The following is a 22,457-nucleotide window of genomic DNA, read 5'->3' on the forward strand; positions in this document are numbered from 1 at the left end:
TATGCAATCGGCTCTCTATGTGGGATTGTCGGCGCAGGTCGCCCTCGAAAAGCGCCTCCAGACGATCGCCAACAACGTCGCCAACGTCAACACGGCGGCGTTCCGCACCGACGTGGTGAAGTTCGAGACCGTGCTGTCCAGGGCGGGCTCGACCCCGGTGGCGTTCTCCTCGCCCGGCGACAACATCATCTCCCGCGAGATGGGCAGCATCACCGAGAGCGGCAACCCACTCGACGTCGCCGTGGTCGGACAGGGCTGGATCGCCTTCGCCGGTCCGAACGGCACGGTGTACACGCGCGACGGCCGCCTCCAGATCGCTCCCAACGGCGATCTTCAGACCGTGAGCGGCTTCCCCGTCGTCGATTCCGGCGGCGCGCAGATCACGCTCGACCCGAACGGCGGACCGGTCTCGATCGCGCGCAGCGGCGCGATCACCCAGGACAACAACGAGATCGGCACCATCGGCCTGTTCAACATTCCGGCCGACGCCAATCTCGAACGCTACGGCAATTCCGGCGTGACGCCCGACCGGCCTGCGACCGCCATCGCCGATTTCTCCCGGGACGGCTTCAAGCAGGGCTATGTCGAGGGCTCCGGCGCCAATCCGATGCTCGAACTGACGCGACTGATCTCGGCCTCACGCGCCTTCGACGGCACCAATTCGATGATCGAGGGCACCGAGAGCTCGCTCCAGAGCGCGATCCGGACACTCGGCGAACCCGGCAAGTAGACTGCGCCTCGCGCGCGTTGAGATTGAGGTTGGACGGTTTCCTTGAACGCTCTTCGGCAACTCGAGTGGGCGCTGCTGGAGCTTCAGCAGGGCACTCCACTGGCAAGCGTCAGCGGCGCGATCTCCGAGATCGCGCCGACGCATTTCCGCGTCTCCGGCCTGTCGCGCTTCGTCAGACTCGGCGAGCTCATCGGCGTCAATTCGGCCGGCAAGCGCCAGATCGGCGAGGTGGTGCGGATCGACAGCGACGGCATCGTTGCCAAGCCGTTCGACCGGCAATTCGCCGGCGGGCTCGGCTCGGTCGCCTACCGGATGCCGCCTCTGTCCTTCGCGCCCGATCCGAGCTGGAAGGGCCGCGTCATCAACGCCCTCGGCGCACCGCTGGACGGACAAGGCCCCCTCACCCAGGGACCCCAGGCGGTCTCGGCGGAGGCGGAGGCGCCGTCGGCGATGAAGCGCGCTCGCGTGCACAAGCCGCTGCGCACCGGCGTGCGCGTCATCGACCTGTTCGCGCCGATCTGCGCCGGCCAGCGCGTCGGCATCTTTGCCGGATCCGGCGTCGGCAAATCGACGCTGCTTGCGATGCTCGCCCGCAGCCAGGGTTTCGACACCGTCGTGCTGGCCCTGGTCGGCGAGCGTGGCCGCGAGGTACGCGAATTCATCGAGGACGTGCTGGGCACCGACCGTCACCGCGCCGTCACCATCGTGTCGACGGGAGACGAAAGCCCGATGATGCGGCGGCTGGCGCCGAAGACGGCCATGGCGGTCGCCGAATATTTCCGCGATCGAGGCGAATCGGTCCTGCTCATGGTCGATTCGATCACCCGTTTCGCCCATGCCGCTCGCGAGGTCGCGCTCGCTGCCGGGGAGCCAGCGGTCGCGCGCGGCTACGCGCCGACGGTCTTCACCGATTTGCCGCGCCTCCTTGAGCGCGCCGGTCCAGGCGAGGAGGGATCCGGCACGATTACCGGGATCTTCTCCGTGCTGGTCGACGGCGATGATCACAACGAGCCGATCGCGGACACCATCCGCAGCACACTTGATGGGCACATCGTGCTTTCCAGGCACATCGCCGACCAAGCGCGTTATCCGGCCGTCGACGTCCTGGCGTCGGTCTCACGCCTCGCCCATAACGTCTGGGACCCCGAAGAGCGCGAATTGGTGAGCAAGCTGCGCGCCATGATCGCGCAATACGAGGACACGCGCGATCTTCGCTTGATGGGCGGATATCAGTCGGGACGTGATTCGAGCCTCGACCAGGCGGTCGACATGGTTCCGAGAATCTACAACGCGATGCGGCAAGGCGCTTCGGCTCCGCCGAGCGCCGATCCGTTCCGCGAACTCCGGGACATGCTCAAGGGTGACCAGCGAACGCAAGGGTGAGGCGGCGTATGAGAGGCGCCTGCCGCCGATTCTGCTCGTGGTTTTCGACAGGAGATTGCGCATGGCGTTACGCTTCCGGCGCATGCGTGCCCGGATCCATCACCGATTTCCGTCATGAGCGCGTCACCATTCGGGTGAGCACAACGCGCCGCCGCGGTGCAAGCGATCAAGCGTGACGATTCTGCGAGCACGGCGACGACAACCGCCACGTGTAATTCCTGTGAGTTCCCTTGACGATTCTCCGCCGGAACGCACAAGTTGTGGATGACGTGCCGACACACATCATCGTCGTGCACAAGCTTCGATCAGTTTGCGTCGACGACAGACAACAACATGCCGCGCAATCAGCCCCTCGCAAAGTCGAGCGCGTGTTGCTCGTCAGGCAGCGTATTGCGTTCACCATCATGTGTCCCGAAGAGCGCGATTGTCTTGAACGTTACAGTCGCTTACGACGACATCCAGTCTCCGTGAGGGTCTCTACTTGATTTTGTTGAGAAGCTCATTCATCGTTTCTCTCGGTATAAGAAACGTCTGCCTGTGACTTGAACTTTGGGGGCTTCGGTTGAACCACTCCGATCCACCGTCTGCCGGTGACGGCAACCCGGGCTCCCGCGCGACGACGACGCTGCTGGCATGCCATAAACGCAGCCTCTCGCTCCGGACGATGCGTTCCCCAACGGCCAAGGTACGGCGCGTTGCGGTCCGTGCCTTTGAACGAGAGCTCGAGACGACAGGCTCGTCGGACACTCAGGGCGCAAAGCTGCTCCGGGACGCCGCAGACAAAGTTCCGGGGACGAGGTAGATTCATGCCATTGGCGCGAGAAGCCGTCGAGCTGCTGGTTCAGGCGGCGAGGGCTTGGTATTTCGAAGGCGATCAGCATGGATTGCGCGATCGGGAGTGGATGGCGCTGCGCTTTCTCGGCCGCGCCAACAGGTTCTCGCGCACCCCTTCCGCGCTGGCCGGCTTCATCGGCGCCACCCGAGCGACTGCATCGCAGATCGTGAAGACTCTGGAGAGCAGGTCCTTTCTGGTGCGAAAGCCGTCGCATGAGGACAAGCGTTCTGTCGTCCTGCACGTCACCGCCCAGGGCGAGAAATGCCTGAGCCAGCACGACCCGATCAATCACGTGGTGAATGCGGTCACCGCGCTCGGAACTGACGAGTGCATCAGGTTGCGCGACTCTCTCCGCGAGATCCTCAATCATCTCGATGCGGCCCATCAGCGGCTCAATGCCAGTATCTGCCGGGACTGCATGTTTCTCGCAGAGCGCGGTCCGGGCACCGGGAAGGGACGTGCAACCTCCGAATTCATGTGCCGGCTCTATCGTGCGCCGGTCTCGCTCGATGAGACCGAGTTGCTCTGCACCAGTTTCGAGCGCACGCGCGACCGCCCCAAAATCGAGCAGCATCCCGACCGCGCGCGCGTGGCGAGCCAGGGGTGAGGCGCGCGCTCGCCACATCGTCATTGCGAGCGCAGCGAAGCAAATCCATAGTTCCTCCGCGGCAGGACTCTGGATTGCTCTCGCTGCGCTCGCGATGACGTAGCAAGAGGCCTTCGCGCTGCTCCCTGATCCACGCTTGAATCGCAGACACGTCTTCGCGTTCTCGCGGCTGAATTCGCCCGAGCTTTGCTTGGTCTTGTCACCCTCATGAAGCCAGAAGGGCGCAGGGAAGGCCGGGTGCAGGCGGCACCCGCGGTCCGCTGCGCAAAACGCATACGCAGAAAACCGCACAGCAGCATACAGGTGAAGCCCAACACACGGCCTTCCCTGCGCGATGGTCGGACGGCTTATGCCGTGCTCTCCCGGGAGCCGAGTTCCTTCTGGCCTCCCTCACTCCCGCGGAATTCACCGGCACCGCGCCGGTTGGCGCGACTGCCGCCTCCGCAAGAGCTTGACCGTAGCAACGACGGCCAGGACCACACGGTTTTGCCGTACGCGCGGTTCGTTGGCGCCACAGGGTCCGACGGCGTTGTGCACGTTGCCATCGGAATGCTGGCACGACGAACCTGACAGCGCCGCTCGTCCGCACGCAGTCTCGGGCTCACGGAGGGCAATCCGCCCCGTCCTTGACCTCTCGTGCACGACGCTGCCGCGTCCACCGCAAGCCCGGCTCGCGAGAATGACGACCTCATGATCGCCCCTCCTGAATGAGCCGGGATGGGCAATACATACGACAAATCCGAATTTCGGTGAAGTGGAATATTTTCGCACGGCCTGCTTGACAGCCCCGCGGATGTTTTGCCCGGCCGGGCAATTTGGGAGCTTGCAGCCCCGATAGAGCGAACCGTAGTCCGACGTCTTGCCACCGGTGCGGCAGTCCCGGAAGCGCTTCGCGCCATGCGGGCTGGCAGACGCAGTTGTCCGCAGGCCGCACAACGAAAAGCACCCGGCGGTTTCCCGCCGGGGGCTCCTCGAAGTGCTTCGATGGATCTTACCAGTTGCGCTGAGCGCGGAGGAGCATGGTCAGGCTGTTCTGATCCTTCAGCTCGTAGGTTGCTGTCGGTTTGCCGTAGCTGGCTGCCGGCGTGACCGTAACCGCACCTGCATACTTCTGATCGAGATGGGTCCAGGTGAGGTCGGCCGAGAAGGTCAGGTTCTTCACCGGGGTCCAGCGGGTGATCACACCCACTTGGCCGACGTTGAAGTCCGGATTGCAGGACGTAACGCCCGCGACGTTCATGACACCGGCGTAACCGCCACCACCGCAGATATAGTTCTTAGCCAGCGTACCGAAGCGAGCCCCGGCATACGCACCGTACAGCGCGGTATTCCAGTTCGGATTCCAGTTGTGGGTGTACGCGCCACGGAAGCCCCATGTCTTGACGCTCTCCTGCTGACTGCCCGTGACGAAGACCGTGTCAGGAGCATTGGCGAAGCCGACGCTTCCGTACGAGCTGCTCGAGCTGCCATACATCGAGTAGGAGCTGCCCGCGAGGTTCTGGAAATTGTAGCGGGTCGCGCCATCGGTGTAGACGCCCGAAATGTTGATCGTGTCACCCGCGCCGGTCGGGATGTTCTTGATCGACAGAGCGAGCTGAATCGCCCAACCCCACTTGTCGTCGGGGTGCCCGGTGGCCTCGGTGGCACCGTAATAGGCGACGTGGTTGTCCTTGGCTGCAACAGACGCCTGGAACAGACCCCAGGCTTGGTCGACCCGCACCTGACCAACGAGGTTCGGCGAACGCGAGCCGCCAACGTCATTGCTGCCATACGAGCCGCCCACGATGCCGGCGACGCTCGCACCCGACATGTTCAGATTGCCGGCCTGATAGTAGGCTGTCGCGTCTTCCGCCGAGAACGACGCCGTCACGCCCTGGCCGAAATCGGCGGTGTAGGAGCCCTGCAAGACACCGGTGACCGTGCCGCTGCCGCCGACGAGACCGTCGAAGTTGTTGCCGGGATAGTTGGTCCAGGGCGCGTCGAACTGCGACACGGCCTTACCGATCGTGAAGCCGGCGAACTGGATGAAGGCGTAATACACACCCACCGAACCGCCTGAGGTGCCGCCGTCCGTTGGATTGACGGTCGACGTACCGGAGGTGGTGGCGGAGTAGCCAGTCGCGCCGGTCGCGGAGCCCTGACCGGTGTAGTTCCCCGTGGTCCAGGAGAACGTTGCATCGAAGAAGGTGCGAACCACGCCGTACTCGGTCGCGGTGCGCGTGTCGATGTTGAGGTCTTGACGAGCGCGCGCGGTGTAATAGTTGCTCAGGCGATTGTGGGAACCAGCGGTGGCGCCGTTCGCAGCGCCGTAGACGCTGTTGGTGCCCAGCGCGACTTCAGCGCGCAGGTAACCACCCAGCTTGATGCAGGTGTCAGAGCCCGGGATGTAGTAATATCCGGCGCCGTACAGCGAGCAGATCTTCACGTATTCGATCGCCTTGGCCTTTACGGGGAGATCGGCTGCGAGTGCCCCGGAGACAGCCATCAGGCCGGCGGCCGAGCCGAGAAAGAGCGTCTTCGTCAACTTCATTAGTACCTCCAAGTCGGTTCCGGGGGCTCGGCGCCTCGGTGGACGCCGCTTTGCCCTCTTCAATTTCCGTTCAGTTCAGGTCCGCACCGAAGGTCCGGACTGAAACGACAGTGAGGCGCCCCCTCCGTCGCGGGATCACATATAGTTTATAAAAACAATCACTCCAATTCATTAATTTCGTGAATCGTACGTTCTGAAGAAGCTGTTGCCAGTGGGCAACAGGAAGGCGATGCAAGCAGAAACGCTGCGTATAGAGCACAAAAAGCCCTCAGGGGGCATCCTGAGGGCTTCCTTGGAGGTCTCGCATCGCTGTCCATAGATGGTCAAGAGCAGCAAATATCGAGTGCAAACTAAATAACTTCATCAATTGCTTTTTGCAATTAAAAAACGACCAGTTCGTTGCCTCCATGCAATGACCACGGGCCGTGGCCGCGCGCGATCATCGAGACATCAACGAAATATGCCGTTACAAGAGCTGCTCTGCTCCCTCCGAACAAAGCCGCGCACCGACATGATCGAGAAGAAACTCGACAGAGCGATTACGGACTTCATCTGGAACGTGGTCGAAATCCACTCCCAGCTGGAGGACATCCACACCAGTTGGGCCGAACTGCTGGGCATAACCGAGCCGCAGTGGCTGATCTTGATGGCGATAACTGAACTGGACGATGGTCGAGGCGTCGCCGGAATCGACATCGCAAATAAGTTACGGGTCCATCCGGCCTTTGTGACCAACCAGACCAAGAGCCTCGAAAAGAGCGGCTTCATATCGCGGCGGCCGGGAGCGGAAGATGCGCGTTTCGTGCTGATGTCGCTCACGGTAAAGGCGACAACGGAAATCGAAAAATTGTCCAAGAGAAAGCTCGCCTTGAATTCCACCATGTTCAACGAGCTCGATGAGAAAACCTTGGCCGATCTGAACGTCGCACTCGCAAGGATCGCCAAGAACGCTCGGCTGGCTGCACGATTGCTGGCCATCGACGTTTCGTGATCCGTTGATGCCTGGAGCAGAATGACGCCCTGAGCCGGAGACTGCTGTGGTCGCGCCTGAACGGCCTGCAGGCGATCCCTGACTAGAGGTAGACTACGGGATCGAGCCGGCGGGCAGTTCCGAGTTTGCTGTCGAACCATTCGAAAATGAAGTCGTCTACAGCGACGAAATTCTCGACCTCGCCCAGAGGGTAGGGGATGCGATTCGGTACGACGATCGAGCAATCGGCTCCGGCCTGGCGATAGCCGGCTTGCAGTTCGAGAGCATCCTGCTCCAGCACCATCGAGCGACTCCCGACGACCACGAGAAGCGGGCAAGGTATTCGACGCGACGACAGCAACGAGCTCGTCGCCGTCCCCTCATGGCTGGCCTCCGCAAAGCCGGTCAACCAGCGAACTGATGCTCGACGCATGACCGACGTCAAAAGACCTCCGTCGCACACGGCGGCAGCTATCCTGCGGTCAGAGCGGGCAAGGCGGGACGCATGACTGGCGCCCGCCCCTTCGCCGTAGATTGCGATCCGCCGAGGATCGACTTCCGGCCGAGCCTCCAGGTAGTCCAACCAGCACTGAAGCAAATGTTCGGGCTTGAAGGTGCGAGGAATACGTGAATTGGAAGCGTCGATCAGCAGGAGTGACACGTTGCGGCGGAGTGAGGCCGGCAACAGCCTGCTCAACATAGAGTCAAAGGAGATTTCCTCGTCGCCTATGCAGATGACCGCGGGTGCGGGAGGGACGTGACGGGACGCCGCGAGAAAGAAGCCGGTCGTCCCCTGATCGTGGCAATCAATCTTCACGCGTTCGATCGCACCACCAAATTCCTTCTCGAACCTGCTCGTGATGGAATCGATCTTCGCTGCGAGGTCGATACCCGCAAGGTCTCCCCGGCAAGCCAGACTTCTCGAAACTTCAAAGGCCGTCAGCGAACAAAGGTATGCCTCGCGCGCAATCTCAAGGAGCCCATCCGCGCGCGCGGTTTCCGCGAACATCCGGTACTCGTTTGCAATCCTCAACCAGTCTGAAACCCACAGATGTCTGCGTACCTCACGCACGAGTTCTGCCACGGACATGCTCTCGAAAAAGTCCGACGCGCGATCCCGCAGACGCGCCAGGCCTCGACCCGCGCCGTCGCACGAGCCGCGAGACCAATGCTCAACTTCCATCTCTGTCTCCGAACGACGGCAACAGCGGTTTGCCCGGGCTTGCCGGCTTCGCGCTCAACGCAGCGCGCAGCAGCCCTGCTCGATGCGATCGCCGGCGCGCCAGATCGCGTCGATCGAGCTTGCTTCTGGCGACGCTGCCCGCCTCTTTGATCTCTTTCGCCGTCATTTTGGCGCCTCGCCGCGAAGAAGCTCCATACCCCCGTCCGGTCCACCCTGTGACGTGACGACTTCCAACCCGATCATCGTTCCGTCTTCGCTCCGCGCGGCAACGGCACTGAATGAAGCAGTCTTCCCAAACGAACCGGCTTCGAGACAAACTCCAGGTCGGCTCAACTCGATCGTCACGTTTCAGCTCCGTCATTCATAGGTAGTCATGCGCCTGCGCACTCTGCCGTTTTTGTGGTCCCGCTTTGTAGTTTTGTAGTCTTTCATTGCTGGCAGCGACCAGGAAACGACAGCGGCGTACCGTCAGACGCGATACCGCCAACGACGCAGCGAATTGCCGCTTCATCGGCGCCGCGCGTCCGCGGCCGAAGCGTGACGACACACGATCGCCTCCCGTGGAGGCGAGATCAGCAAGGCGGCATTTCCGAATTACGGGCGGGACAGCACATTGACGATTGTCGGTCCGCGGCACGGCGAGGGCTTTGTCGAACCGGGCAATCGAGACCTGTCGCCTATAGCTGCCGCTGGCAGCGGGCGTCTCCCGCGCACTCATCTGGATGCCAACCTAGCAAGGTGCTGAAGTCGACTGGCATGCATTATCCCAGTTGCCATCGCGCGGCACTTCGCTTTACATGGCGGCAACCGCCCTCGGATGTCGAAGCCCGGGGCTCAAAACACAATCTTTCCAAAGGGACGGAGCATGGCGCGCAACATATTGATTCTGGGGGCTTCTTACGGCTCCCTGCTTGGCACGAAGCTGCTGATGGCAGGGCATAACGTGACCCTGGTCTGCCGCGCCAAGACCGCGGAGCTGATCAATCGGGACGGTACCGAGGTGCGCATCAAGTTGCGTGACGAGGCGGCGCACCGTGCGATCTTCTCGCGCGACCTGCCCGGCAAGCTCGATGCGGTCACGCCGGCCAATGTCGATCTTTCCCGTTACGATCTGGTCGGCCTTGCGATGCAGGAGCCGCAATACACCAACCACACGGTGCGCGTTCTCATGGTCAAGATCGCCGCGGCGAAGCTGCCGTGCCTGTCGATCATGAACATGCCGCCGCTGCCGTATCTGAAGCGGATTCCGGCACTCGCCGACATGGACCTCGAAGAGGCCTACACCAATGCGCAGGTGTGGGAGCGGTTCGAGCCGGGGCTGGTGACGCTGTGCTCGCCCGACCCGCAGGCGTTCCGTCCGCCGGAAGAAGCCGCGAACGTGCTTCATGTCGGGCTACCCACCAACTTCAAGGCATCGGTCTTCGCCGACGAGAGGCACAACAAGCTGCTGCGCGAACTCGAAGCCGACATCGACGCGGTGACGCTCGACGGCCACGACGTGCCGGTGAAGCTGAAAGTGTTCGACTCGCTGTTCGTGCCGCTGGCGAAATGGTCGATGCTGCTGACCGGCAATTACCGCTGCATCACGCCCAGCGAGCCGCAGTCGATTCGCGACGCCGTGCACGGCGATCTCAAGCGCTCGCAGACGATCTACGACCATGTCGATGCGATCGCCCGCCGGCTCGGCGCCGACCCGCAGGACCAGGTGCCGTTCGCGAAATACGCCAAGGCAGCCGAAAGCCTGCTCAAGCCGTCCTCGGCCGCGCGCGCGGTCGCGAGCGGCGCGCCCTTCATCGAGCGCGTCGACCTCCTGGTGAAACTGATCTCGCATCAGCTCGGCGTGCCGAACGCCGAGATCGACCGCACCGTCGACACCGTGGACCAGAAGCTGAACGAGAAGATCGTGCAGGGTGGATCGGGCGCGCAGTAGCGCGCCGTCTCCAGCGACGTCCGCGCTCAGGAACGATTGAAGCCAGATCAGGCCGGTCACGGCGACCAGCGCGACCGCGCCGAGCGTGGCATCGCCTCTTTGCATTGCCGCTCACTCCAGCTTCGGCGCGACACTGTTCCCGGTGTGGCGCAAACTCAACGACAATCCTTGCACGTCATCGGCCACACGATTGGCCGCGCCCGCGCGCAGACCGCTGATATCACGACTGCGTGAGACGACCGCATGCCGGTCGCCATATCCCGGCGCTTCGTGGGCAAAGCGAGCCGATCTCCACGCGAAATCGGGTCGCACACGTGCAAGTCCTTCATTCGCGCAAACGTTGCATGCGCACAGGACGGGCCGGGTGTCTTGCCTCCCACAGGGAGATGAGAAAGATATGTTTCTAAGTCAGGTTTCTGCGACCTGTTTGCCGGTCCGTTTGTTCCGGCACGACCGCAATGCGCTGCTGAGAGAGCCCAGACAAGAACAACAAGAATGGATCAGGCGATGCTGAGCGTCGTCCGCGCAGTGGAGGCAGGCGCGACGACGATGAAGGGCGTGATCGACGCCACCGGACTATCCCGTCTCAAGATCGAACGCGCGTTGAATGCGCTGGAGAAGCAGAAGCTGCTGGTCCGCGACGGACAGGGCTTTCGCGCGACCGGCCTGCCAAAGACGACCCGGCCCGCCCGGCAATGCGGATCGTGCAACGCCTGCTGCGATATCCTCGAAGTGGCCGCCGTCGACAAGCCGGTGAACCAGCTCTGCAGACATTGGCAGACGGGCACGGGGTGCACGATCTATGACCGTCGCCCGCAGATGTGCCGCTCATTCGTGTGCGCCTGGCTGCAAGGCCATCTCGAGGACGACTGGTTTCCCGAGAAGGCCGGCCTCGTCGTGCATTTCAGCCAGGACGCCGTCAATGTCACCGTCGACGACAACTGCCCGGATCGCTGGCGCGAGGAGCCGTATTTCAGCAAGCTCGCCGAATGGTCGCTGAACGGCATCAGGCGGATAGGAAACCGCGGCTATGCCACCCTCGTCGTCTCCGGCACCGAGCGATTCCTGCTGCTTGGACGCACTGCCGTTCCCGATCCGACGCCGTCCGGCACTGCCTTCCTGCCGCTCACGGCCGACACGTTCCGATTCTGGAAGGCGACGTCGCCTGAGCATTTGCAGCGGCTGCACGCGCGAATCGCCGAGATCGAGCGGATCAGGCAGGAATTCGGCTCCTGCGTGATCCCCGAGACCGAGGACGACGATCCGGAAGCCCCCTATCGGCCCGCGCTTCTACGGCTATCCGGGCACGCCTGAACCCCGTCGTGGGCAACGCGGCATGATTCGCCCCGCGCCGCTCGACGCGCCGCGACGGGATTGATAAGCCCCTGTCCGCGAATGATGGGGACTTGAGTCGGGGACATGACAGTTGCGATCGAGATGGGGCAGACCACGGCAGGCGCCGCGGCCGCCATGGACCTCGAGGAACTGCTGGCGACCCGCCTCCTGGTGCAGGGCAATTCGGGCTCCGGCAAATCGCACCTGTTGCGGCGGCTCCTGGAGCAGAGCGCGCCCTGGGTGCAGCAGGCCATCATCGATCCCGAAGGCGATTTCGTGACGCTGGCCGAGCGCTTCGGCCATCTCGTGATCGAGGCGGAGGATCACACCGAGCGCGGCCTTCAGGTCGCCGGCGAGCGCGCCCGGCTGCATCGCGTCTCCACCGTGCTCAATCTCGAAGGGCTCGACGCCGAGAACCAGATGCGGCGTGCCGCGGCCTTCCTCGGCGGTCTGTTCGACGTCGACCGCGACCATTGGTATCCGATGCTGGTCGTGGTGGACGAGGCACAGCTGTTTGCGCCGGCCGTTGCCGGAGAAGTCTCCGACGAGGCGCGAAAACTGTCGCTCGGCGCCATGACCAATTTGATGTGCCGCGGCCGCAAGCGCGGACTTGCAGGCATCATCGCGACCCAGCGCCTGGCAAAACTCGCCAAGAACGTCGCAGCGGAAGCCTCCAACTTCCTGATGGGGCGGACCTTCCTCGACATCGACATGGCGCGCGCCGCCGATCTGCTCGGCATGGAGCGGCGGCAGGCCGAAGCCTTTCGCGACCTCGAGCGCGGACAGTTCATGGCGCTCGGTCCTGCGCTGTCGCGCCGTCCGCTGCGCTTGAACATCGGGCCGACCGCTACCAGCCCGCGAAATTCGACGCCGCGGCTGATGCCGCTGCCGGAGGCGATGCTGGAAGATGCGCGCGCCGTGATCCTGGCGGCACCACCGCCCGATGCCAGCCGGCCGCAGCGCCGGCCTGCGCCGGATCTGCTGGAGCAGCTTCGCGCGGCGAAGGCGGCCGCCACACCGGAGATCCGGCCCGAGGTGGCCGAGGTGCCGGTCAGCGCAGAAGAGCTCGCCGAGCGGCGCGAACGCGTCGCCCGCACCTTGCGCGCCGTGCTGGCGGAGCCCGATGCCGGCTTCCGTGCCATCGGCGTGCTCTATCAGGAGTTCGTCGTCCGCTGCCGCATCGAGGGCCTCGGCGCGGCGGTGCCGGACCTCAACGAATTCCGCCGCATGCTGACGCATGCGCGCGCCGGGCTGGGGACTGATCTCACTGAAGACGACGCCTGGCAGGACGTTGCGCTGCGCGCCTCGATCCTGCCCGACGACATGCAGGGCGTGTTCATGATGATCGCGCGCGCGGCCAAGGAAGGCTGGCCGTGTCCCGGCGATGCTGCGATCGCCCGCGCCTACGGCTCGCATTCGCTGCGCCGCGCACAGCGGCTGCTCGGCTACATGGAGGAGCAGGGCCTGATCGTCTGCCAGCTCGATGGCGGCGGACGCCGGATCGTGACGCTGGTGGAGCTCGCCTGGGCGACGGCGCCGGGCGATCCTCACGCCGACGACTTGCCGGTGGAACAGGTACCGCGCGCGGCTTCGCTCTGAACCGGTGGAATCAGGGACGTCTCATCACGACGGCCTCGGTCGCATCGAAGCCTTCCACCGCGTCCGGCGAACCGCGCCCGTCATCCGAGAACATGCGGCGATAGAGCACGATCGAGGCAAGCCATGCGATCGCGAACAGCGCGATCACGACGAAGCCGACATTCGCGAGCGACTCGTTCAGGCCGTCGACCAGCGTCCACATGCCGCCGGAGAGGCCGAGCCGATCGCTGATCAGGCCGAGCGTTTCGATGCCGCCGATGAACAGCGCGACCGCGACGGAGGCGCCGGTGATCGTGAGATTGTACCAGAGCTTGCGCAGGGGATCGACGAAGGCCCAGCGATAGGCGCTGACCATCAGGGCCGAATCGGCGGTGTCAACCAGCGCCATGCCGGCGGCGAACAGCGCCGGGAAGACCAGGACATCGGCGAGCGAGGCGCCGCGCGCAGCTTCGCTGGCGGAGATGCTGAGCAGGCCGATCTCGGTCGCGGTATCGAAGCCGAGGCCGAACAGGAACCCGAGCGGATACATGTGCCACGGTTTCGTCACCAGGCGAAACAGCGGCCCGAGCAGCCGCGCCAGGACGCCGCGACGGGCGAGGAGCGCGTCGAGGCCTGCGGCATCGTGAACGCCCTGCTCTCGCGCCATGCGAAACGTCCGCCACAGGCCGGCGAAGATGGCGAGATTGATGGCCGCGATCACCAGCAGGAACAGCGCCGACACTGACGTGCCGATCAGACCGCCGATCTCCTTGAGCAGGCTGTCACCGCCGAGGCTCACGACGCCCAGCGCCAGCAGCATGGTCGCGACCACGACCACGGAGGAATGGCCGAGCGCGAAATAGAGGCCGACGCTGCGCGGCGTGCCGCCCGCCTGCATCAGCTTGCGCACGACGTTGTCGATGGCGGCGATGTGATCGGCATCGACGGCGTGGCGGAGACCAAAGACCCAGGCCAGCAGCGCGGTTGCCATCACGGTCGGCCGGTCGCCGAACAGCGAGAAGGCCCAGGCCCATGCGGCGACGTTGGCGGCCACGAGCCCACCGAGCAGCACCACCGTTCCGGGCTCGGCCGCCCGCACAGACAATTTCGTCACGAACTTCATTCCGTCCCGCTGCACACCTTATCGCGCCAACGGTATGATTTTTTCATAGATTAGTCACACTGGCTAGTCCCGGAGAAGGGTCGTCGTGCCGCGCTTGTCCCGCCTGCGCGCCGACGCGCTTCGGCAAGGCGAAGGCCCGGGCATCCACGTGCTTCGTGCCGCGGTTCCAGACCCCGGTGGCCGGGACAAAGCCGGGCCATGACGGTGCGGGCGCGTCATCGCACTCGAATTGCTACGCCGCCTCGGAGCCGCCGAGATAGGCATCGCGGACGCGGGGATCGTCCTTCAGCGCCCGCGCCGGGCCTGACAGCACGATCCTGCCGGTCTGCAGCACATAGGCTTCGTGCGCGATCTCCAGCGCAAGGCTGGCGTTCTGCTCGACCATGAACACCGAGACGCCCTCCTGGTTGATGGTGCGGATCAGTTCCAGCACACGATCGACATAGAGCGGCGACAGGCCCATGGTCGGCTCGTCCATCACGATCATGCGCGGCCGGCTCATCAGCGCGCGCGCCATCGCGACCATCTGCTGCTCGCCGCCGGACAACGAACCGGCGCGCTGCGACAGCCGCTGGCCGAGCTTGGGGAACAGCGTCAGCATCCTGTCGAGATCCTGCGCCACCGCCTCACGGTCGTTACGGACGAACGCGCCCATCAGGATGTTCTCGCGCACGCTCATGTCCGCGAACAGCCGCCGCGCCTCCGGCACCGAGGCGATGCCGCGGCGGACGATCTGCGGCGTGGAGAGGCCGATCAGTGAGGCGCCGTCGAACGTCACCTCGCCCGAGCGCGGCTTGACCAGACCCAGAATGATCTTCATCGTCGTCGACTTGCCGCTGGCATTGCCGCCGAGCAGGCAGACCACGTGGCCGCGTGAGACCGTGATCGACAGGTCGAAATGCACCTGGGCCTGGCCGTAGAAGGTGTTGACGCTGGACAGAGTCAGCAGCGGTTCGGGAGAAACATTGGTCATGCCGCGCTCTCCTGCTCCGTCGTGCCCGACAGGCCGTGACCGAGATAGGCCTCGATCACCTTGGGATCACCACGCACCTCTTCGCCCGGCCCCTCCGCGATCTTCTTGCCCTCGTCCATGACGATGACGCGATCGGACAGTCGCATGACCATCTCCAGCTTGTGCTCGATCAGGAGAATGGTCAGCCCTTCCGCCTTCAGCTCGGCGACGAGCGCCTGCATCTCCGCGGTCTCGGTCGGGTTCATGCCGGCGGTGGGCTCGTCGAGCAGCAAGAGGCGCGGCCTCAAGGCGAGCGCACGCGCGATCTCGACACGACGGCGGTTGGCGTAGGACAGGCTATAGGCGGGCTGGTCGATCCGCGGCAGCAGCCGCTCGCCGAAACGGGCGAGAATGGCCTTCACTTCGTCGCGCAAGCGCTCCTCTTCGGCCCTGACGCCGGCGGGCCGCAGCAGCGCAAGGCCCAACTCCAGCAGCGGGCCGATCACCGGCACCGCCGGCTTCACGGCACGCAGTCGCGTATGCGCGCCGATCAGGACGTTGTCCATGACGCTGAGATTGCCGAACACGCGGCCGAGCTGGAAGGTGCGGGCGATGCCTTCCGCCGCGAGCCGTTCCGGCGCGAGCCCGGTGATGTCCTGGCCTTCGAAGCGTACGGCGCCGTCATCGGGCCGATCCAGCCCGGTCACGAGATTGAACAGCGTCGTCTTGCCGGCGCCGTTCGGGCCGATGATGCTGATGAGCTCGCCCCTGGCCAGGTCGAGATCGATCGCATCGACCGCGGTGAGGCCGCCGAAGCGGCGCGTCAGACCGCGCAGGGACAACATGGGCGCGTGCTGCTCCGCCATCAGATCGTCCCCAACAGGCCCTGCGGCCTGAACCGCACGAGCAGCAGCAGCACGATGCCATAGATCAGGATGCGGTACTCGGCCGCGATGCGGAAGAGTTCGGGCAAGCCGACCAACGCGACCGATCCGACGATCGCGCCGACGACGTTGCCGAGGCCGCCCAGGATCACGACCGTCAGCGCCAGGATGGATTGCTGCGTGTTGAAGGTCTCGTGGTTGATATAGGAGTAAAGATGCGCGGCGATGCCACCGCTGACGCCGGCGGCGAAACCGCCGAAGATGAAGGCGAGCGACTTGTAGCGGTTCAGGCTGAGGCCATAGGCACGTGCGGCGATGTCATCGTCGCGGATGGCCCGAAAGCTGCGGCCGAGATGCGAACCGAGCAGCCGCCCCTGCAGCAGGGCCAGCACGAGCATCACCGCGAAGCTGAACCAGTACACCGAGGACGGGCTGATCAGGTCATGACCGAACAGCGACAGCGGCGGGATGCCTGAGATGCCGATCGGCCCGCGGGTGACGCTCTCCCAATTCAGGATCACCAGCGAGACGATTTCGCCGATGGCGAGCGTCGCGATCGACACATAGTGCCCGCGCAGGCGGAACGACGGCGAGATCAACAGCGTGCCGAGCGCAGCACTCATCAGGCCGCCGCCGATGACGGCAAGGCCGACCGGAACGGCAAGCGTCAGTGACAGCAGCGCGGAGGTGTAGGCGCCGATCGCGAGCAGCGCGGCGTGACCGAGCGAGACCTGGCCGATCGTACCCGCGACCAGCGTCAGGCTGAGCGCGAGCATGCCGAGCAGCCAGGCGTTGATCAGGGTCTGAAGCACATAGAAGGAGACGGGTAAGAACGGCAGGACCGCGAAGGCAGCAGCCGCGACCAACAGGGCCCAGCGCGGAATGCGGACCGGACGGCTCGGCGCGATGAACGTGCCGGTGAGCGGCTCGGGCGGGGCCTGCCGCGCGCTTGCGAACAGGCCGTTCGGGCGCAGCACGAGCACGACGACCAGCAGCAGGAACGCGAACAGATTGCGATAGCTGGTGCCGAACACGGCGACGCCGTAGCTCTCCACCAGTCCGAGCAGCAGGCTGCCGATCACCGCGCCGGGCACGTTGCCGGCGCCGCCGACCACTTCCGCGACGACGCCTTTGAGCGTCGCCTGCAGGCTCATCGCGGTGTCGATCTGGTTGTAGTACATGCCGACCAGCAGGCCGGAGACGCCGCCGAGCGCGGCCGCGATGCCGAACACCGCCTGGTTGACGCGGTTGACGTCGACGCCCATCTGCATCGCGGCGTCGCGATCCTGCGCAGTGGCGCGCACTGCCCAGCCGAGCTTGGTGTAGCGCAGGAACACGAACAGCAGCAACGCGCTGGTGAGCCCGACGCCGGCGATCAGGAGATCAAGCGGTCCGATGGTGCCGCCACCGAACTGAAAGCGAACGTCAGGCAGCTGGCTCGGCAGCGCGCGCGGATTGGGCGAGAAGGTCAGCATCACCAGCTGGTCGAGCACGAAGCTGATGCCGATGGTCGCGAGCAGCGGCGCGATGCGCACCGAGTTCTGAAGCGGACGCAGCCCGAACCGCTCGATGATCAAGCCGACCACCGCGGCGGCCGCCGCCACCACGACGATGGTCAGCGGCAGCGGCGTGTGCAGCTGCACCACCGCGACCCAGCCGATATAGGCGCCGACCAGGTAGATCGATCCCTGCGCGAAGTTGATCAGCCGGCTGACGCCGAAGATCAGCGCGAGCCCGACCGCAACGAGGGCGTAGACATTGCCGACGATCAGCCCGTTGATCGTGTAGTCGAGCCAGGAAGACACGCAGCGTTCCTATTGAAGGGAGAAAGCGGCCGGAGCGATCACTCCAGCCAACACGTCAGGTCGGCTTGCCGTCCCACAGCGTGAACTGGCCTTTGCGCACGACGAGCTCGGCGTTCATGGCACCCTTGACGCGGCGGCTCTCGACGTCGAACGTCGCCTGGCCGTAGATGACGCTGGAGACGTCCTTCACCTTGGCGAAGGCGTCGCGGATGGCGCGGCGGTCGGTACCGCCGATCTTCACCACGGCAGCGGCCATGTTCATCGCGTCATAGGAATAAGCGTTGAAGGCGTCGGGCTCCTGTCCGTTGTACTTGGCCTTGAAGCCCGCGATGAACTTCTTCACCTCTGGCCGCGGATCTTCCGGGAAATAGCGCGTGCCGAGATGGACGTCCTCGACCGCTTCGCCGCCGAGCTCCAGGAATTTCGGTGAGTACACCGAACTTGCCGCGCAGATCGTCTGCTTCAGGCCGACCTGGCGTGCCTGGCGGGCGATCAGCGCACCGTCGGAATAGTAGGAGATCAGGATCAGCCCGTCCGGGCTCGCGTCGCGCACACGCACCAGAGTGGAGCGGAAGTCGCGCTCCTCCGCGATGTAGCCCTCGGTCACCGCGATCTCGGCGCCGTACTCCTTCGCTGCCTTGACGAAATGGTCGCGGCTGGTGCGGCCCCAATCGGTGTTGAGGTGCAGCACCGCGAGCTTCTTCAGGCCAAGGCGCTTGACGGCATAGGACGCCAGCAGCGGCTGCTCGTCGGCCTGGCTGACGGATGTGCTCCACATGAAGTCGCCGCCCTTGGTGAAATCGGGGTGGGAGTTGGTGAAGCCGAACTGCACGAGGCCGCCGCGCTGATAGATCGGCGAAGCCGCCATCGAGGCGGGACTCGAGAAATCACCGAGCTCCATGACGATACGGGGATCGGAGACGAATTTCTGGGCGATCGCCACCGACTGGCGCGGATCGCTCTGGCTGTCCTCGAACTGGTAGGCGAGCTTGCGTCCGTTGATGCCGCCGGCGGCGTGAATTTCGTCGAGCGCGAGATCGAAGCCCTGCTTCCACTGGGCACCATATTGCGCATTGGGCCCGGTCAAGGGGCCGCTGACGCCGAGCAGGACCGGTTCGGCGGATTGCGCAAGGGCGGCGCGCGAAAAGGCCGCTCCCGCCATCATGGCGGCGAGTGAGCCTCTGACCAGGGTACGGCGATCGATGTTGCTCATGCACGGCTCCATCCATTCAATGTTGAAACAGCAGCAATTCTTGTGCCGGTGAGATTGCCTATTTCGAGGGCTCGCCGAGCGACAGCATCAGCCGGTTCGCCCAGTTGAAGAACGAGGCTCCATTGATGACGTCGACGATCTCGGCATCGTCGAGGCCCGCACGGCGCAGCTCCGCGATATTGTCGGGACCGAACGCGATCGGCGTCGCGGCCAATGCCACGGACGCCTTGACCACGGCATTCCAGCGTTCGCCGAGATCGGCTTCGACGCCCTCGTCGAGAAGGCGCTGCACGTCGTCGCGGCGTTTGGAGTAGGTGCTGGCAAACCGCGCATGCACGGAGGCGCAGTAGATGCAGCCGTTGTAGCGCGAGGTCGCAGCCGCCGCGAGCTCGCGCTCGGCGCGCGGCAGGCCGTCGGCGACGTTGTAGAAGATGTCCTTGTCGGTCCTGGTGCGGGCTTCAAGGACTTCGGGATCGCGCACCAGGAGACGGAAATATTCCGATTTGGCACGGGCACGGTCGACCAGGCCCGCGAAGTGCCGTTCGGTCAGCTCGGCCTCGGGCAGCGGATCGATCCACGAGACCCAGCCGAGCTCGTCCTGGGTGAAGACGACGGGCGGGTTGACGGTGTTCATGATGCGACCTCCTGCGCGCTTGCTGCTGCGAGCGTGCGCAAACCGCTGACGACGCGCACCTGGAACGACAGGAACGCAACGAGCTGAGAGAGCGTGACGATGCCGGTGGTCGACCAGCCGGCGGCCAGCAACGCCTTCATGTCCGCGGACGCTGCATCGCGCGGCCGGAGCACCAGAAGGTGTGCATGCTCGAGCGCCGCTGTGAGCCTCGCGCCGAGGACGGGCTTTCGCTCCACGCTGGCGCGATAGATCAACCCTGCCTTGTTCTCGATCGACAACGGACCGGCCGGAAAGGCGCCGTACGGGCCGGACGTCCTGCCGCGCTCGATCTCGGCCGCGATCGCCTCAAGCAAGGGGGCTCCATCCGCGTTCGCGGCGAGCTTCTCGCGATAGAAGGCGGCGACGGCAGACTCGCCATGGAGCCCGGTCACGAAGGCCGCGACCGCCGCGCGCTCGGAAAGCGAAAACTCGCTCGGGTCGATCGGCTCAAACAGGGCGAGATAGCTCTTTTGCGCGTTCTCGCGCGCCTGAAGGCGACGCGTGCGGATGGCGTCGAGAGCCGATCCCGGCTCGATTCCGGCGAGCGTGTCGATGATATCTTGTGTACCCATCAGTCAGCCCCGTGCAGCGCGAACATGCTCATTCCGGCTAGCCCGCCAGCGCCACTTCGGGTGCCGTCCGGGTCCAGCCCAGCGCCGGCGCGACCTTGTCGGCGACGAGCTCGATCGAGCGCAGCACATAGGGATGCGGCGCATCGACCGAATGCACCTGGAAGACGAGATCGGTCACCCGCTCCAGCGTGGCATCGGTGCGGAGCGAGGCGATCACCTCGTCGGCGGCGCCGACATGAGTGTCGAACGCGGTGATCATCTCCTCCAGCGTCTCGCCCGGGGGAAGGTGACCGCCCTTCATGAATTGCGGGAGCGCGCGCCGCAGTCCGATGTCTGCGAGGCGCATCGCCTCGCGATGGTCGTCGGCGACGAAGACGCTGCGCGAGGCCATGATGCGCGGCTCGCATCCCGGCGGCAGCGCTGCGAGATAGGCATCGATGATCGGGTTCTGGATCTCGGCCAGCGTGGCCTTCGGCGCGTCCTTGGCCCGCGGCTGGGTGCGCGACAGCAACAGACCATCGCCGGCCCTGCCCGCCCGGTCACCGCCGGCGACCGAGAACGTCGCCTGCCAGATCCGCTTGTCCAGTTCTGGCCGCTGCGGATAGACCGCGTCGCCACCGGCGAGCGGCTTGCCGACCAGCGCGGTGCGAACGACCTCCAGGTTGCGCGCAAAGATCTCGTTGCGCTGGGTGCTGTCGAGGCCGAACGCGGCAAAGGCGGCCGGATTGCCGCCGGTGCCGACGCCGAGCTCGAAGCGGCCATTGCACATGAGATCGAGCACCGCGGCGTCCTCCGCCACCCGCACCGCGTTCTCCAGCGGCAGCGTGACGATGCCGGTGCCGAGCCGGATGCGCGAGGTCTTCGCCGCGACATAGCCAAGGAAGGTGAAGGGCGATGGCAATCCGCCCTCGCGCTCGTGAAAATGATGCTGCGCGATCCACGCGGAATCGAGACCCACCTTCTCGGCCCGCACGATCTGCTCGGCGGCGAAGCGATAGCGGTCCGCCGCCGGCGCCTCATCGAGCAGCCGCGTGAAGAAGCCCAGGCGTTTCAGGTTTGCAAAGCGTTTCATACGACCCCTGTCGGGCGAGGTTGCCACGCCCCCGATGATGTCGCTTGCCTCAGCTCCAGACAAGCGGGCATTACGCGCAAGGCTGCCTGCCGGATCGCCCTTACATGGACTTTACGCAGGCAGACTGCCTACCAGCTCGGCAGCACCGCGCCCTTGAACTTGGTCAGGACGAACTCCTTGACCTCCGGCGTGTGGTAGCTGTCCACGAGGATCTTGACCCAGGGCTTGTCCTTGTCGGCGGTGCGCACGGCGATCAGGTTGACGTAGGGGCCCTTCGGATCCTCGCGCAGGATCGGATCCTTGACGGGATCAAGGCCGGCCTGGGTTGCATAATTGGTGTTGATCGCGGCGGCGTCGACGTCGTCGAGCGCGCGCGGCGCCTGCGCCGCGTCCACCTCGATGAACTTCAGCTTCTTGGGATTCTCGGTGATGTCGAGCACCGTCGGCTTGAAGCCGACGCCGTCCTTCAGCTTGATCGCGCCCTTGTCGCGTAGCAGCAGCAACACGCGGCCGCCATTGGTCGGGTCGTTCGGGATCGAGACCTTGCCGCCCCCGGGGATGTCGGCGAAGGCCTTATGCTTCTTCGAATAGACGCCGATCGGGAAATTCACAGTCAGGCCGACGGCCTCGATCTTGTAGCCGCGGTCGGCCTTCTGGTTGTCCAGGTAAGGCTGGTTCTGAAACGAATTGGCCTGGATGTCGCCGGAATCGAGCGCCGCGTTTGGCACCACGTAGTCGGAGAACTCGAGGAGCTGAATATCGAGTCCCCGCTTGGCGGCGATCGGCTTCACGACCTCGAGGATCTGCGCATGCGGCCCCGGCGTCACGCCGATCTTGATGGTCTCGGCCCCGGCCGCGGCGGACCATGCGGCGAGCACGGTCGAGAGGATCAGAGGCAGGCGAAACGACATTTTGGTCTCCGTAGGTCTGCGACAAACATGGGAACCGTATTCGCTTCTCCGCCGCGCGAAATCAATGAAATGGAAAACCATATTGGCAGGCCCCCGGCGGGCGCGCGTTCTCCATTCGACATCAAACGGAAAAGAAATCACGCCGAGCGTCTTTGATCTGTGGCGATTTCC

At 64.7% G+C, this 22,457-nt stretch carries 19 protein-coding genes; 7 read left to right on the top strand and 12 right to left on the bottom strand.

Annotation, left to right across the window (positions count from 1 at the left end; translation table 11 throughout):
• Position 1: 1 nt before the first annotated feature.
• The 3 genes from flgF to ACSHT2_RS14825 all read left to right on the top strand — a co-directional run bounded on the left by flgF (position 2) and on the right by ACSHT2_RS14825 (position 3,555).
• Entirely contained in the window at positions 2-730 is a 729-nt protein-coding gene (flgF, locus tag ACSHT2_RS14815; RefSeq protein ID WP_440642212.1) for a flagellar basal-body rod protein FlgF, read from the top strand.
• A 42-nt stretch (positions 731-772) separates the two neighbouring features.
• Positions 773-2,113 carry a flagellar protein export ATPase FliI gene (gene fliI, locus ACSHT2_RS14820; protein ID WP_440642213.1) on the top strand — a complete coding sequence of 447 codons (1,341 nt, stop codon included), beginning with the start codon at positions 773-775 and terminating at the stop codon, positions 2,111-2,113.
• An 806-nt stretch (positions 2,114-2,919) separates the two neighbouring features.
• The gene (locus ACSHT2_RS14825) at positions 2,920-3,555 is read left to right on the top strand and encodes a MarR family winged helix-turn-helix transcriptional regulator (protein ID WP_440642214.1); all 636 of its coding nucleotides are present in this window, start codon (positions 2,920-2,922) and stop codon (positions 3,553-3,555) included.
• A 991-nt stretch (positions 3,556-4,546) separates the two neighbouring features.
• On the opposite strand, the gene ACSHT2_RS14830 is transcribed toward ACSHT2_RS14825, so the two are convergent.
• A complete protein-coding gene (locus ACSHT2_RS14830) occupies positions 4,547-6,085 on the bottom strand; it encodes a porin (protein ID WP_440642215.1) in 1,539 nt (512 codons plus the stop codon).
• A gap of 511 nt (positions 6,086-6,596) precedes the next feature.
• Here ACSHT2_RS14830 and ACSHT2_RS14835 point away from each other — a divergent pair.
• Entirely contained in the window at positions 6,597-7,076 is a 480-nt protein-coding gene (locus tag ACSHT2_RS14835; protein WP_440642216.1) for a MarR family winged helix-turn-helix transcriptional regulator, read from the top strand.
• A gap of 82 nt (positions 7,077-7,158) precedes the next feature.
• Here ACSHT2_RS14835 and ACSHT2_RS14840 read toward each other — a convergent pair whose 3' ends face one another.
• Positions 7,159-8,238 carry an alpha/beta hydrolase gene (locus tag ACSHT2_RS14840; protein WP_440642217.1) on the bottom strand — a complete coding sequence of 360 codons (1,080 nt, stop codon included), beginning with the start codon at positions 8,236-8,238 and terminating at the stop codon, positions 7,159-7,161.
• On the bottom strand, positions 8,228-8,404 hold the full coding sequence (locus ACSHT2_RS14845; RefSeq protein WP_440642218.1) for a hypothetical protein: 177 nt from the start codon (positions 8,402-8,404) through the stop codon (positions 8,228-8,230). Before ACSHT2_RS14845 ends, ACSHT2_RS14840 begins: the two co-directional genes overlap by 11 nt.
• 699 nt (positions 8,405-9,103) lie before the next feature.
• Here ACSHT2_RS14845 and ACSHT2_RS14850 point away from each other — a divergent pair.
• From ACSHT2_RS14850 to ACSHT2_RS14860, 3 genes are all read left to right on the top strand, one after another.
• Positions 9,104-10,168: a ketopantoate reductase family protein gene (locus tag ACSHT2_RS14850; protein ID WP_440642219.1), complete on the top strand. Its 1,065-nt coding sequence runs from the start codon at positions 9,104-9,106 to the stop codon at positions 10,166-10,168.
• A gap of 495 nt (positions 10,169-10,663) precedes the next feature.
• On the top strand, positions 10,664-11,482 hold the full coding sequence (locus tag ACSHT2_RS14855) for a YkgJ family cysteine cluster protein (protein ID WP_440642220.1): 819 nt from the start codon (positions 10,664-10,666) through the stop codon (positions 11,480-11,482).
• Positions 11,483-11,587: 105 nt separating this feature from the next.
• The gene (locus ACSHT2_RS14860; RefSeq protein WP_440642221.1) at positions 11,588-13,102 is read left to right on the top strand and encodes a helicase HerA domain-containing protein; all 1,515 of its coding nucleotides are present in this window, start codon (positions 11,588-11,590) and stop codon (positions 13,100-13,102) included.
• Between the two features lie 10 nt (positions 13,103-13,112).
• Here ACSHT2_RS14860 and ACSHT2_RS14865 read toward each other — a convergent pair whose 3' ends face one another.
• The 9 genes from ACSHT2_RS14865 to ACSHT2_RS14905 all read right to left on the bottom strand — a co-directional run bounded on the left by ACSHT2_RS14865 (position 13,113) and on the right by ACSHT2_RS14905 (position 22,286).
• A complete protein-coding gene (locus tag ACSHT2_RS14865) occupies positions 13,113-14,204 on the bottom strand; it encodes a HoxN/HupN/NixA family nickel/cobalt transporter (protein ID WP_440642222.1) in 1,092 nt (363 codons plus the stop codon).
• 232 nt (positions 14,205-14,436) lie between these two features.
• Positions 14,437-15,177, bottom strand: a complete 741-nt coding sequence (locus tag ACSHT2_RS14870) for an ABC transporter ATP-binding protein (RefSeq protein WP_440642223.1) — start codon at positions 15,175-15,177, stop codon at positions 14,437-14,439.
• Complete coding sequence (locus tag ACSHT2_RS14875) at positions 15,174-16,022, bottom strand: ABC transporter ATP-binding protein (protein ID WP_440642224.1); 849 nt, start codon at positions 16,020-16,022, stop codon at positions 15,174-15,176. Before ACSHT2_RS14875 ends, ACSHT2_RS14870 begins: the two co-directional genes overlap by 4 nt.
• Positions 16,022-17,845: an ABC transporter permease gene (locus ACSHT2_RS14880; RefSeq protein WP_440642225.1), complete on the bottom strand. Its 1,824-nt coding sequence runs from the start codon at positions 17,843-17,845 to the stop codon at positions 16,022-16,024. Before ACSHT2_RS14880 ends, ACSHT2_RS14875 begins: the two co-directional genes overlap by 1 nt.
• 55 nt (positions 17,846-17,900) lie before the next feature.
• Positions 17,901-19,058, bottom strand: coding sequence for an ABC transporter substrate-binding protein (locus ACSHT2_RS14885; protein WP_370120141.1), 1,158 nt, complete (start codon positions 19,056-19,058; stop codon positions 17,901-17,903).
• A gap of 58 nt (positions 19,059-19,116) precedes the next feature.
• Positions 19,117-19,692 (bottom strand): alkylhydroperoxidase domain protein, encoded by a 576-nt coding sequence (locus tag ACSHT2_RS14890; RefSeq protein WP_370120138.1) that lies wholly within the window; start codon positions 19,690-19,692, stop codon positions 19,117-19,119.
• Positions 19,689-20,303 (bottom strand): CMD domain protein, encoded by a 615-nt coding sequence (locus tag ACSHT2_RS14895; protein ID WP_440642226.1) that lies wholly within the window; start codon positions 20,301-20,303, stop codon positions 19,689-19,691. Before ACSHT2_RS14895 ends, ACSHT2_RS14890 begins: the two co-directional genes overlap by 4 nt.
• A gap of 37 nt (positions 20,304-20,340) precedes the next feature.
• A complete protein-coding gene (locus ACSHT2_RS14900) occupies positions 20,341-21,375 on the bottom strand; it encodes a putative FMN-dependent luciferase-like monooxygenase (protein ID WP_440642227.1) in 1,035 nt (344 codons plus the stop codon).
• A 128-nt stretch (positions 21,376-21,503) separates the two neighbouring features.
• Positions 21,504-22,286 carry a MetQ/NlpA family ABC transporter substrate-binding protein gene (locus tag ACSHT2_RS14905; protein WP_440642228.1) on the bottom strand — a complete coding sequence of 261 codons (783 nt, stop codon included), beginning with the start codon at positions 22,284-22,286 and terminating at the stop codon, positions 21,504-21,506.
• Positions 22,287-22,457 lie beyond the last annotated feature (171 nt).

This window comes from Bradyrhizobium sp. PUT101 (genome assembly GCF_052043945.1).
Taxonomy (GTDB): Bacteria; Pseudomonadota; Alphaproteobacteria; order Rhizobiales; family Xanthobacteraceae; genus Bradyrhizobium.

Coding starts and splice junctions, on each gene's coding strand:
- flgF (WP_440642212.1), top strand. CDS start 2: ATGCAATCGGCTCTCTATGTGGGATTGTCGGCGCAGGTCGCCCTCGAA.
- ACSHT2_RS14825 (WP_440642214.1), top strand. CDS start 2,920: ATGCCATTGGCGCGAGAAGCCGTCGAGCTGCTGGTTCAGGCGGCGAGG.
- ACSHT2_RS14830 (WP_440642215.1), bottom strand. CDS start 6,085: ATGAAGTTGACGAAGACGCTCTTTCTCGGCTCGGCCGCCGGCCTGATG.
- ACSHT2_RS14835 (WP_440642216.1), top strand. CDS start 6,597: ATGATCGAGAAGAAACTCGACAGAGCGATTACGGACTTCATCTGGAAC.
- ACSHT2_RS14840 (WP_440642217.1), bottom strand. CDS start 8,238: ATGGAAGTTGAGCATTGGTCTCGCGGCTCGTGCGACGGCGCGGGTCGA.
- ACSHT2_RS14845 (WP_440642218.1), bottom strand. CDS start 8,404: ATGACGGCGAAAGAGATCAAAGAGGCGGGCAGCGTCGCCAGAAGCAAG.
- ACSHT2_RS14850 (WP_440642219.1), top strand. CDS start 9,104: ATGGCGCGCAACATATTGATTCTGGGGGCTTCTTACGGCTCCCTGCTT.
- ACSHT2_RS14855 (WP_440642220.1), top strand. CDS start 10,664: ATGGATCAGGCGATGCTGAGCGTCGTCCGCGCAGTGGAGGCAGGCGCG.
- ACSHT2_RS14860 (WP_440642221.1), top strand. CDS start 11,588: ATGACAGTTGCGATCGAGATGGGGCAGACCACGGCAGGCGCCGCGGCC.
- ACSHT2_RS14865 (WP_440642222.1), bottom strand. CDS start 14,204: ATGAAGTTCGTGACGAAATTGTCTGTGCGGGCGGCCGAGCCCGGAACG.
- ACSHT2_RS14870 (WP_440642223.1), bottom strand. CDS start 15,177: ATGACCAATGTTTCTCCCGAACCGCTGCTGACTCTGTCCAGCGTCAAC.
- ACSHT2_RS14875 (WP_440642224.1), bottom strand. CDS start 16,022: ATGGCGGAGCAGCACGCGCCCATGTTGTCCCTGCGCGGTCTGACGCGC.
- ACSHT2_RS14885 (WP_370120141.1), bottom strand. CDS start 19,058: ATGAGCAACATCGATCGCCGTACCCTGGTCAGAGGCTCACTCGCCGCC.
- ACSHT2_RS14890 (WP_370120138.1), bottom strand. CDS start 19,692: ATGAACACCGTCAACCCGCCCGTCGTCTTCACCCAGGACGAGCTCGGC.
- ACSHT2_RS14895 (WP_440642226.1), bottom strand. CDS start 20,303: ATGGGTACACAAGATATCATCGACACGCTCGCCGGAATCGAGCCGGGA.
- ACSHT2_RS14900 (WP_440642227.1), bottom strand. CDS start 21,375: ATGAAACGCTTTGCAAACCTGAAACGCCTGGGCTTCTTCACGCGGCTG.
- ACSHT2_RS14905 (WP_440642228.1), bottom strand. CDS start 22,286: ATGTCGTTTCGCCTGCCTCTGATCCTCTCGACCGTGCTCGCCGCATGG.